This window comes from Streptococcus mitis, from assembly GCF_002096845.1.
Classification (GTDB): domain Bacteria; phylum Bacillota; class Bacilli; order Lactobacillales; family Streptococcaceae; genus Streptococcus; species Streptococcus mitis_A.
This window is the reverse complement of the sequence record NZ_NCVK01000033.1, coordinates 1-10,774: the sequence shown is the minus strand read 5'-3', so window position 1 is coordinate 10,774 and position 10,774 is coordinate 1. Positions and strand designations below refer to the sequence as shown.

Genomic DNA, 10,774 nt, shown 5'->3' with positions numbered 1-10,774 from the left:
AAAGGGGGCTAGTCCTCCTTTTTTGTAGTAGAATTCTGCAAGCCTTTTCAAATTGTGCTATACTGATGAAAAAGGAGGATTTCTATGAGTCAAGAATTTATCAATCCAAGTGATGGCGTGATTCGTCAGTATCTAGCAACGAGTAAAACCCTTGCTGTAGTGGGTTTATCAGACCGTGAGGAAACAACCAGCAATCGAGTGACCAAGGAAATGCAGGCTCGAGGTTATAAAATCATTCCAGTCAATCCCAAGGCGGCAGGTGGCGAAATCTTGGGTGAAAAGGCTTATGCTAGTCTAGCAGAGATTCCTTTTCCTGTAGATATTGTCAATGTTTACCGTCGCAGTGAATTTTTGCCAGATGTGGCGCGTGATTTTCTCAAAGCTGATGCTAAGATTTTTTGGGCACAGCTAGGACTTGAAAGTCTAGAAGCGGAAGAAATCTTGCGTGCTGGTGGATGTGATGATATCGTGATGAATCGCTGCATCAAGAGAGAACATACACGCTTGATTGAGGAAGCATAAGAAAAGGTAGCTGGTGGGCTACCTTTTGTGTTATACTCAATGAAAATCAAAGCGCAAACTAGGAAACTAGTCGCAGGTTGCTCAAAACACTGTTTTGAGGTTGTGGATAGAACTGACGAAGTCAATAACCATACATACGGTAAGGCGACGTTGACGCGGTTTGAAGAGATTTTCGAAGAGTATTAGAAAATGCCGATAAGGGTCTGCATACCAAGACTAGTGAGGATGATGGCAATCCAGCAGATGGCTCCGAGAACAATGGATTTTCCGCTGGATTTAATCATGGCTACCAGATTGGTTTTGAGCCCGATAGCACTCATGGCCATGATAATGAGGAATTTGGAGAGTTGTTTGAGAGGAGTAAAGAAGCTACTGGACACACCGAGAGAGGTCAGTAGGGTGGTTAGGAGAGATGCAAGGATGAAGTAGAGGATAAAAAGCGGGAAGACTTTTTTCAGTTGCAATCCTTGCTTATTTTCTTGTTGGCGACTTTGCCAGTAGGAGAGAAAGAGAGTGATGGGGATGATAGCTAAGGTTCGTGTGAGTTTGACAATGGTTGCGGATTCGAGGGTATTGGTCTGGTAGAGACTATCCCAGGCGCTGGCGGTAGCCGTTACAGAGGAAGTGTCATTGACCGCAGTTCCTGCAAAGAGGGCGAAGCCGTCATTGGATAGATGAAGCCAGGTTCCTAGAGTTGGAAAGATGAGCGCAGCCAAGACATTGAAGAAAAAGATAACGGAAATGGCTTGGGCGACTTCTTTTTCCTTGGCATGGATAACGGGGGCTGTCGCCGCAATGGCCGAACCACCGCAGATCGAAGAACCTACTCCAATCAAGGTAGCCAGTTTTGTATCTAGTGCAAAGAAACGTTGGAAAAGGTAGGAAACAATCAAGGCTATTGAAATGGTGGACAGGATGACAGGGAGTGAAGATTGCCCAACTGCGAAGACTTGCGAGATATTGAGACCAAAACCAAGCAAGATAACGGCATACTGGAGCAATTTTTTAGAACTAAAGGTCAATCCAGCATCTAGTTGTTTATAAGACGAGAGAAAGGGATGTAGGAGCATTCCCATAAAAATCGCAAAAACAGGCGCGCCAATCACAGGGAAGAAACCGCCTAGATACCAAGATACGATTGAAATGAGAAGGCAGACCAAGATGCCTGCTCCATTTTTTGATAGAAATGACATAAAAACCTCCAAATAGAATCTGTTACCATTATAGACCTGTAAATAGGAAAAGTAAAATAGAAAGTGGGTCCTAATAATTATTTGACAAGTAGTGCTAATTATGTAATAATAATCTTACAAGAACTGTAACGAAGTCTTGGCAAAAACAGAAATACCAGAGCTCCACCTCTGGTATTTCTTTTTGTCCAGTTACATTAAAACTAAACTCAGGTTATATTTTTTTGTCGCGATTATCTAACCACTTTCTGACTATCCACTCAGAAATGACATTACCGGTAATAGTAATCAGTAATGGTGCTAGAATAGTTGTAACGAAGATTATCAAAACCTCAATACTCGTCGAAAATCTCATGATACGTTGTCATCTTCGGCTTACCTAACTTTAGTTATGCTTTCACCTCGATTCCTAGTCTCATGAGATTTTCATTGAGTATTCTCAAAACATAGTGTTGTAATCAATTTAAATTAACACACTTCAATTTGTTATGCTAGCGTTATTCTATCATGTATTTTTGCGGTCGGGGGGCTTTTGTAGTATAATAGAGATACGTTTTGAAAGTAGGAGGTATCTATGGACTTAACTAAGCGCTTTAATAAACAGTTAGATAGAATTCAAGTTTCATTGATTCGTCAGTTTGACCAGGCTATTTCGGAGATTCCTGGGGTCCTGCGTTTGACCTTGGGGGAACCTGATTTTACAACGCCAGATCATGTCAAGGAGGCGGCCAAGCGAGCGATTGACCAGAACCAATCCTACTATACAGGGATGAGTGGTCTGCTGACTCTACGTCAGGCGGCCAGTGACTTTGTTAAGGAAAAGTACCAACTGGACTATGCTCCTGAAAATGAAATCTTGGTTACAATTGGGGCGACAGAGGCTTTATCTGCTACTTTGACGGCTATTTTGGAAGAGGGAGACAAGGTGCTTTTGCCAGCTCCTGCCTATCCAGGATATGAGCCGATTGTTAATCTAGTTGGGGCAGAGGTTGTCGAGATTGATACAACTGAAAATGGGTTTGTCTTGACTCCTGAAATGTTGGAGAAGGCCATTTTGGAGCAGGGTGACAAGCTAAAGGCGGTTATTCTCAACTATCCAGCAAATCCGACAGGAATTACCTACAGTCGGGAGCAGTTGGAAGACTTGGCAGCTGTTTTACGCAAGTACGAGATTTTCGTTGTCTGTGATGAGGTTTACTCAGAATTGACCTATACAGGGGAAGCCCATGTGTCTCTAGGAACTATGCTGAGAGATCAGGCTATTATTATCAATGGTCTATCTAAATCACACGCCATGACCGGTTGGCGTTTGGGGCTGATTTTCGCTCCTGCAGCCTTTACAGCCCAGTTGATCAAGAGTCACCAGTACTTGGTGACTGCCGCAAACACTATGGCGCAACATGCTGCGGTAGAAGCCTTGACGGCTGGTAAAAACGATGCGGAACCGATGAAGAAGGAATACATCCAGCGTCGGGACTATATTATCGAAAAGATGACTGCTCTTGGTTTTGAGATTATCAAACCAGACGGTGCCTTCTATATCTTTGCTAAGATTCCAGCTGGTTACAATCAAGATTCCTTTGCTTTTCTGAAGGATTTTGCTCAGAAGAAGGCCGTTGCCTTTATCCCTGGTGCAGCCTTTGGGCGTTACGGAGAAGGTTATGTGCGTCTGTCTTATGCAGCCAGCATGGAGACTATCAAAGAAGCCATGAAACGACTTGAGGAGTACATGAGAGAAGCATGATTCAGTCTATCACGAGTCAAGGCTTGGTGCTCTATAATCGCAATTTTCGGGAGGATGACAAGCTAGTCAAGATTTTTACAGAGCAGGCTGGTAAACGGATGTTTTTTGTCAAACACGCTGGCCAGTCTAAGCTGGCGCCGGTTATTCAGCCCTTGGTGCTGGCACGATTTCTCTTACGAATCAATGATGACGGGCTTAGCTACATTGAGGACTATCACGAGGTGATGACCTTTCCCAAGATTAATAGTGATCTCTTTGTCATGGCCTATGCGACCTACGTAGCAGCTCTTGCAGATGCTAGTTTGCAGGATAATCAGCAGGATGCTCCCTTGTTTGCTTTTTTGCAAAAGACTTTGGAGTTGATGGAAGCTGGCTTGGATTATCAGGTTTTGACCAATATTTTTGAAATTCAAATCTTGACTCGATTTGGGATCGGCCTCAATTTTAATGAGTGTGTCTTTTGCCATCGGATCGATCAGGCTTTTGACTTTTCTTTCAAATATGGAGCCTGCCTCTGTCCAGAGCATTATCATGAGGATGAGAGACGTTGCCATCTAAATCCCAATATCCCTTATCTGCTCAATCAATTTCAAGCCATTGATTTTGATACCTTGGAGACCATTTCGCTCAAGCCTGAAATCAAGCAAGAGCTACGCCAATTTATGGATCAACTCTACGAAGAGTACGTTGGGATTCACCTAAAATCAAAGAAATTTATTGATTCCCTAGCAGACTGGGGACAATTACTAAAAGAGGAAAAGAAATGAAAAAAATCGCAGTAGATGCCATGGGAGGCGATTACGCACCTCAGGCCATCGTTGAGGGTGTCAATCAATCCCTTGCTGACTTTTCAGATATTGAAGTTCAACTCTACGGAGATGAACGTAAAATCAAGCAATATCTGACAGCGACAGAGCGTGTCAGCATAATCCATACAGATGAGAAGATTGATTCAGGCGATGAACCTACGAGAGCTATTCGGAAGAAGAAAAATGCCAGTATGGTCTTAGCGGCCAAGGCTGTCAAAGAAGGAGAAGCAGACGCTGTGCTCTCAGCTGGGAATACAGGTGCTTTGTTGGCGGCTGGTTTTTTCATCGTGGGTCGTATCAAGAATATCGACCGTCCTGGGCTTATGTCAACATTGCCGACTATTGATGGGAAAGGTTTTGACATGCTGGATCTCGGTGCTAATGCAGAAAATACAGCCCAGCATCTCCATCAATATGCGGTTCTAGGTTCTTTCTATGCTAAAAATGTCCGTGGCATTGCGCAACCACGTGTTGGTTTACTTAATAATGGAACAGAGAGTAGTAAGGGCGACCCGCTTCGTAAGGAAACTTACGAATTACTGGCGGCTGATGAAAGTTTGAACTTTATCGGAAACGTGGAAGCGCGTGATTTGATGAATGGCGTTGCAGATGTTGTTGTGGCAGATGGTTTCACGGGAAACGCTGTGCTCAAGTCCATTGAAGGGACAGCCATGGGAATCATGGGCTTGCTCAAGACAGCTATTACAGGTGGTGGTCTTCGAGCGAAACTAGGCGCCCTCCTTCTCAAGGATAGCCTCAGAGGTTTGAAAAAACAGCTCAACTACTCAGATGTTGGTGGAGCAGTCTTGTTTGGTGTCAAGGCACCTGTTGTCAAGACTCATGGCTCAAGCGATGCCAAGGCAGTTTATAGTACAGTCCGCCAGATTCGTACCATGCTAGAAACAGACGTAGTTGCCCAAACTGCGCGTGAATTTTCAGGAGAATAAAAGAGATGACAGAAAAAGAAATTTTTGACCGTATTGTGACCATTATCCAAGAGCGACAGGGAGAAGACTTTGTCGTGACAGAATCCTTGAGTCTGAAAGATGATTTGGATGCTGACTCAGTTGACTTGATGGAGTTTATCTTGACACTGGAAGATGAATTTAATATCGAAATCAGTGATGAAGAAATTGACCAACTCCAAAGTGTAGGAGATGTGGTTAAGATTATTCAAGCAAAATAGAAATCGGAGTTCCAAGGCATTTGCTTTGGAATTTTTTATTTGGTTCAAGTGACCGTTTAGGAACAGATTTAGTCTTTCTAGGGACAGGAGAGATATGAAAACAAATAAAGGATATAATGGAGTTAGAAAAAATTAATCTCTAAAAAGGAGAAAAAGAAAGGATTTTCACGATGAAAAAATATCTTTATTCTAGTTTGTTAGTTCTTGCAGGAGGCGTTCTCCTAGCAAATACTACTGTGGCCTATGCTGATTCTCCATCAGCAAGTGAGAAAGAAGCGATTACTCAATTAGTTAATCAAGGAAAGATAAAAGCTGAAGAAGCTGATCAAGTAAAATTGATTGGTTTTGAAGATAAAGAAACCCAAGCAGAGGGAAATCAAGAGAAGAAAGCTTTCAATCAATATCGTGATCCGAAAGGAACATGGGTGCAAACCAATGGTAAATGGTGGTTTAAATACGGTTCAGGTGGTTATGCTAAAAATTGGGAACAATTAGATGGCAAGTGGTACTATTTTGATGACCAAGGATGGATGAAAGAAAATACTTGGATTCAACCTGATGGTAATTATTACTACTTATCTGCTAGTGGTGCTATGGTCACTGGTTATCAACGTGTGAATGGTACACCATACTTCTTTAGAGACAGTGGTGTATGGGTAGAAAATCGTGGACAGGCACTTGGTGAATATGCCGAGACATTTGTAGGGAAAATTCCATATGTTTGGGGTGGGTCAGATTTGAACAGTGGCGTAGATTGCTCAGGATTTACGATGGCTATTCATGCTAAGTTTGATATTAGTATTCCTAGAGTAACCTATGATCAAGCAACAGGAGGAAGTTATGTAAGTAATGGTTCTCAACAAGCTGGAGATTTGATTTTGTATAATAGTGAAGAGACAAATGATCATGTAGGTATTTATGTTGGTGGTGGAAAGGTTGTCCATGCTCCATATCCAGGCCGATATGTTTCTTATATGGATCAATATGGCATTACTCAAAATACAATTCGTAGATATTGGTAATATTGTCTAATTTTTCACAATATTATTGACTTTGACAATGAAAAGTATTAGAATATAGCTAAATAAAGAGGGAAGTCCTCTTATAGCTATTCAATAAAGGAGGAAATGGCTATGAAAAAATCTAAACTACTTACTCTTGGTTTGCTTGCAGGTGCTGGTCTGCTTTTGTCTATCAACCAAGCACAGGCTGCAGATACTTGGGTTAAAAATGGTGCTGACTGGAATCTTTCACAAGATGGTAGTCTCGCTAAGGATAAATGGGTACAAAATGCTGGCTCATGGTATCACTTCGACAGCACTGGTAAAATGCAAACAGGCTGGCTCAAAGATGGAAATACATGGTATTCACTAGCAGATAGTGGCGCTATGCGCACTGGCTGGTACAAGGAAGGTAACACCTGGTATTCACTCGCAAATAGTGGCGCTATGCGTACAGGTTGGTACAAAGAAGGGTCTACATGGTATTACCTCAAAGGCAGTGGTGCTATGGCAACAGGATGGGCGACTGCAAATGGTAAATGGTCTTACTTTGAAAAATCAGGTGCTATGGTCGCAGATAGAGCTGTTCCAGCCAGTGATGGGGAAAGTTATGTCATTGGTAAGGATGGCTATCTGGCAAATAGAAAAGATGCTGGATACAATATTCATGATATTGTCAAACTTGGAGATGGGCAAGAATATTTGCTAAATGCTAAAGGTGACGATGTTATTATTGAAAAAAATGCTTGGTATATCAGACCAGAGTTCAAGAAGTTTTCCGACAAATATGGGGATGTGGTTTCAAATACAACCTTAGCTTTAGTGGATAATAAAGAAGAAGGACAAGAAATTGATTCTAAGGCGGTTGTACAGAACTTCCAAAACTTACCAAATCGTTACTACTTTGATGAAAATGGACATCGTGTGGTTAATATCCCAGCAATGACAACCTATTCAGAGATTAAAAAAGTTGGCAATGATGTCTATTTAGAAAATCCAGGTGCACGACTTCGTCTTGGAGCTACCAGCTTTACAATCAATAACAATAAACTATACTATTTAGAAAATGAGCAAGGTAAGCTCAAAACAGGTTACTTTGTATTAATTGATGATGGTATGGCTACAACCCACTATCACATCCTAGCCTATGCGGACCAATCTGGTGAAATTCTTAAAATGAAACGTTTGCCATCAGGAGTTTCAGATTATCTGGATAAAGAAATCGATGGTTTATACGGTGAAAAAATTAAGATTGAATCTCCACACTCAAACGAATATTATAAAGTGGTTGTGGTTAAATAAAAATAACATCTTCACAACTAATCGTTAACGCTCTAACCAATATACCATTTTCAGGAGGCTTTAGATTTCTTGTATTTTAAAAGGAAACTAAAGCCTTTTGTAGATGGAGCAGGGGATAGAGTTATCTATAAAATAATGAAAAGGAGTCTGTCATGGAAATGAAAAATACATTTTTAGAATTAGAACAATTTGAAGAGTTAACTCCAGAGGTTTTGGAGGAAGTGAATGGTGGAGGGATTTTTGAAGATACCGTAAAATGGTGCGATAAATTATTTAGTACGGGTAGACACTTTGCTTAAATTAACAGTATTCGTTAGAGATTAGATTTATTTATGATTATTTTAGAATTCTTAGTTTCTGTGCTATATATACTGTTGGTAGTCGTTTCAACCATGGTGCCTACTATTTATTTGGGTGCTCAAATTTCCCCAGAATTTTATAAAAAACGTTATTGGGTCCTTGTATTTTTAGTTAGTTTATCTGCTCGTCAAACATTTGGAGAATTATTCCATATAGGAATCATTCTCTTCTTTTACTGTGTTTTTTTATTAGAATTGCATAAAAGAAAAGGGGAAGCTTTTTTTCTTTCTCTGTATCTTTTTCTCTTCTTTCAGAGTATTCGTTATTTATTTTTGACAATTTGGATTCGTGTGTTATCTGGTGAGCCTTGTTGTTTTGTAGATTCGTTTTCTACCTTATATAGATCTGTATTTGATTTATTATCAATATTTCTATGTTGTAAAATAATGAAGCGTTGGTCTTTGGATTTGGATTTATTCTTTTCAGATGCTTTCACAACCCACTATCATAAGAGTTTTTTCATTATCCTACCTCTGACTGGATTTAGGATATTCTCTTCGTTTATGACCAATAGAAATAGTTCTTTCTACGTTCGTTTTGACACGACCATTTCTCTCCTGATTTTCATTCTTTTTTTCTCTTGGCTCTTTTACATCAAGCATTTGGAGCAGATTTATCGTGATGAGCAGACCATTCAGAGACAGGAAGAAGAAAATCGTTCCTTGCAAGGGATGGTGGATAAGCTAGGTCATCTCTATGATGAGGTTCGAGGTTTTCGTCATGATTTTGCGGGAATTGTAGCCAGCATGGAGCCTGCCATAGCCAATCAAGACATGGCTGAGGTATCTACCATTTATCAAGATGTCTTTTTAAAGACCAATGAAAAGCTGAGGAAGGCAGACTACACGGCCTTTAATCTTCATAATATCCATGATATAGCCATTCGTAATACCTTGGCAAAAGCCATGATTGTGGCAGATAATCAGGGAATTCATTTTAGTTTGGAGACGGTGGGGGTTGTCGAAGAGCTGGATTTGCCGATGTTGGAGGCTATCCGTATCCTCTCTATCCTCACGACAAATGCCTTAGAGGCAGCCAGTGAGGCGGAAAATCCGCAGATTCGGGTTGCTTTATTGGCAGGCGATAGGAGTGTCCGTTTTATCATTGAAAACACTCGTAAGAAAGAAGAACTGAATCCCAGCATTCTCAGTCAAAGGGGTTACTCTACCAAGGGAAACCACAGTGGACTGGGCTTAGCAACCTTGGAGGATATGGTTTTTCATTATGATTTAAACTTAGATACCCAGCTAGGAGAGACGACCTTTAGACAAGACTTAGAATTGCCATTTAAGGATGAGAAACGAGGGGGAGAAGAATGAGAATTTTAGTTTTGGAAGACGATAAAGTCCAGCAAGGACGGATAGAGCAGACTTTACTAGATATTGGTCGCTCTCGCAATTTAAGATTGGAAATTGATATTGCCAAAAACTATGGAGATGTTGAAAAGTATTCTCAGTATTTTGACAATTACCAGCTCTATTTATTGGATTTAGAGATTGATGGAGAGCGTGAACGGGGCTTTCAGGTTGCTCAACAGGTTCGGGAGCGAGATCCCTTTACAAGCATTGTCTTTGTGTCCACACACTCGGAGGCCTTGCCTCTAGCTTTTCGCTACCACTTATCTGCCTTGGATTTTATTTCCAAGGATCAGTCAGAGGCGGACTACTGTCATCAGTTGGAGCGCTGTCTGGACTATGTACTGGCAGTGGACAAGAGGGAAAATATGCGTCTCTTCACCTATAGTTTTGAGGGAAGACGGGGCTTTACTCTGCCCTACCATGAGATTTTAGCCTTTGAAACCTCAGTGGAATCCCATCGTATCAAGGTCTACTATGCCAATCATTCTATCAAGACCATTTATGGCAGTCTTAAGGATATAGCTGCCAAGGCTGAAAAAGATTACTTTATCTATGCCAATCGCAATACGTTGGTCAGTTTACAGGCCATTGAAGAGATGACTGCGACAGAAGTGACCCTGTTAGAAGGCTTGCACTTCCCCGTATCACGAACAGCCAGAAGAACACTAAAAAAACACCTTAATGTCTAATATCTGTTAGATTTGAATGAAGTTATCAATAAGAATGTCGGAAAATTTTCTGATATTCTTATTTTTTTGAATTGTTTTTCGAATAGATAAGTAAGAGGAAAAGGAAAGGAGCCTAGTTCATGTATCTACCAATTTTTTATCCGTGGTTTATTAAGTTGTTTTTTAAATAAAATTTAATTTAGTTGTTCATTTTTGAAATTTTTTTCGAATAGATAGGTAAGAGGAAACAGAAAGGAGCCTGGTTTATGTATCTACCAATCTTGTATCCGTGGTTTATTAAATTGTTTTTTAAATAAAATTTAATTTATTTGTACATTTTCGAAATTTTTTTCGAATAGATAAGTAAGAGGAAACAGAAAGGAGTTTGCTTCATGTATCTACCAATTTTCTACCCGTGGTTTATTAAATTATTTTTTAAATAAAATTTAATTTAGTTGTACATTTTCGAATTGTTTTTCGAATAGATAAGTGAGAAGAAAAGGAATTCAGTAATTTATCTATTCTGGTTTTTAAAATGGTTTAAGAGCCAGAAATCGTAAACTAAAAAATAGAAATAAAGGAGAAAAAAGATGACAAATTTTGACAAAATGGAACAGAACTTTGTAGCTCTTAC

Annotated in this window: 12 protein-coding genes; 11 read left to right on the top strand and 1 reads right to left on the bottom strand. The window is 40.2% G+C overall.

Going from position 1 to position 10,774, the window contains the following annotated elements:
* Positions 1-84: 84 nt before the first annotated feature.
* The gene (locus tag B7695_RS06285) at positions 85-522 is read left to right on the top strand and encodes a CoA-binding protein (RefSeq protein ID WP_000076477.1); all 438 of its coding nucleotides are present in this window, start codon (positions 85-87) and stop codon (positions 520-522) included.
* Positions 523-561: 39 nt separating this feature from the next.
* Complete coding sequence (locus B7695_RS11455; protein WP_084890506.1) at positions 562-708, top strand: hypothetical protein; 147 nt, start codon at positions 562-564, stop codon at positions 706-708.
* Here B7695_RS11455 and B7695_RS06275 read toward each other — a convergent pair.
* On the bottom strand, positions 705-1,715 hold the full coding sequence (locus B7695_RS06275; protein ID WP_084890504.1) for a YeiH family protein: 1,011 nt from the start codon (positions 1,713-1,715) through the stop codon (positions 705-707). The genes B7695_RS11455 and B7695_RS06275 overlap by 4 nt on opposite strands.
* Positions 1,716-2,286: 571 nt before the next feature.
* Here B7695_RS06275 and B7695_RS06270 point away from each other — a divergent pair.
* The 9 genes from B7695_RS06270 to B7695_RS06230 all read left to right on the top strand — a co-directional run bounded on the left by B7695_RS06270 (position 2,287) and on the right by B7695_RS06230 (position 10,161).
* A complete protein-coding gene (locus tag B7695_RS06270) occupies positions 2,287-3,456 on the top strand; it encodes a pyridoxal phosphate-dependent aminotransferase (protein WP_084890502.1) in 1,170 nt (389 codons plus the stop codon).
* Positions 3,453-4,223: a DNA repair protein RecO gene (recO, locus tag B7695_RS06265; protein WP_084890500.1), complete on the top strand. Its 771-nt coding sequence runs from the start codon at positions 3,453-3,455 to the stop codon at positions 4,221-4,223. Before B7695_RS06270 ends, recO begins: the two co-directional genes overlap by 4 nt.
* On the top strand, positions 4,220-5,212 hold the full coding sequence (plsX, locus tag B7695_RS06260) for a phosphate acyltransferase PlsX (RefSeq protein ID WP_084890498.1): 993 nt from the start codon (positions 4,220-4,222) through the stop codon (positions 5,210-5,212). Before recO ends, plsX begins: the two co-directional genes overlap by 4 nt.
* Positions 5,213-5,217: 5 nt before the next feature.
* On the top strand, positions 5,218-5,451 hold the full coding sequence (locus B7695_RS06255; protein ID WP_000136445.1) for an acyl carrier protein: 234 nt from the start codon (positions 5,218-5,220) through the stop codon (positions 5,449-5,451).
* Between the two features lie 170 nt (positions 5,452-5,621).
* A complete protein-coding gene (locus B7695_RS06250; RefSeq protein ID WP_084890496.1) occupies positions 5,622-6,473 on the top strand; it encodes a C40 family peptidase in 852 nt (283 codons plus the stop codon).
* Positions 6,474-6,584: 111 nt separating this feature from the next.
* On the top strand, positions 6,585-7,754 hold the full coding sequence (locus tag B7695_RS06245) for a PspC-like choline-binding domain-containing protein (protein WP_084890494.1): 1,170 nt from the start codon (positions 6,585-6,587) through the stop codon (positions 7,752-7,754).
* A gap of 152 nt (positions 7,755-7,906) precedes the next feature.
* On the top strand, positions 7,907-8,053 hold the full coding sequence (locus tag B7695_RS06240; protein ID WP_084890492.1) for a smi_0057.1 family bacteriocin-like peptide: 147 nt from the start codon (positions 7,907-7,909) through the stop codon (positions 8,051-8,053).
* Positions 8,054-8,617: 564 nt separating this feature from the next.
* The gene (locus B7695_RS11450) at positions 8,618-9,433 is read left to right on the top strand and encodes a GHKL domain-containing protein (RefSeq protein ID WP_239822268.1); all 816 of its coding nucleotides are present in this window, start codon (positions 8,618-8,620) and stop codon (positions 9,431-9,433) included.
* Positions 9,430-10,161, top strand: a complete 732-nt coding sequence (locus B7695_RS06230; protein ID WP_084890488.1) for a response regulator transcription factor — start codon at positions 9,430-9,432, stop codon at positions 10,159-10,161. Before B7695_RS11450 ends, B7695_RS06230 begins: the two co-directional genes overlap by 4 nt.
* The last annotated feature ends 613 nt before the right edge of the window (positions 10,162-10,774 follow it).

Bases quoted from the DNA above. Each gene is read 5' to 3' on its own strand.
- B7695_RS06285 (WP_000076477.1), top strand. From the start codon at position 85: ATGAGTCAAGAATTTATCAATCCAAGTGATGGCGTGATTCGTCAGTAT.
- B7695_RS11455 (WP_084890506.1), top strand. From the start codon at position 562: ATGAAAATCAAAGCGCAAACTAGGAAACTAGTCGCAGGTTGCTCAAAA.
- B7695_RS06275 (WP_084890504.1), bottom strand. From the start codon at position 1,715: ATGTCATTTCTATCAAAAAATGGAGCAGGCATCTTGGTCTGCCTTCTC.
- B7695_RS06270 (WP_084890502.1), top strand. From the start codon at position 2,287: ATGGACTTAACTAAGCGCTTTAATAAACAGTTAGATAGAATTCAAGTT.
- recO (WP_084890500.1), top strand. From the start codon at position 3,453: ATGATTCAGTCTATCACGAGTCAAGGCTTGGTGCTCTATAATCGCAAT.
- plsX (WP_084890498.1), top strand. From the start codon at position 4,220: ATGAAAAAAATCGCAGTAGATGCCATGGGAGGCGATTACGCACCTCAG.
- B7695_RS06255 (WP_000136445.1), top strand. From the start codon at position 5,218: ATGACAGAAAAAGAAATTTTTGACCGTATTGTGACCATTATCCAAGAG.
- B7695_RS06250 (WP_084890496.1), top strand. From the start codon at position 5,622: ATGAAAAAATATCTTTATTCTAGTTTGTTAGTTCTTGCAGGAGGCGTT.
- B7695_RS06245 (WP_084890494.1), top strand. From the start codon at position 6,585: ATGAAAAAATCTAAACTACTTACTCTTGGTTTGCTTGCAGGTGCTGGT.
- B7695_RS06240 (WP_084890492.1), top strand. From the start codon at position 7,907: ATGGAAATGAAAAATACATTTTTAGAATTAGAACAATTTGAAGAGTTA.
- B7695_RS11450 (WP_239822268.1), top strand. From the start codon at position 8,618: ATGACCAATAGAAATAGTTCTTTCTACGTTCGTTTTGACACGACCATT.
- B7695_RS06230 (WP_084890488.1), top strand. From the start codon at position 9,430: ATGAGAATTTTAGTTTTGGAAGACGATAAAGTCCAGCAAGGACGGATA.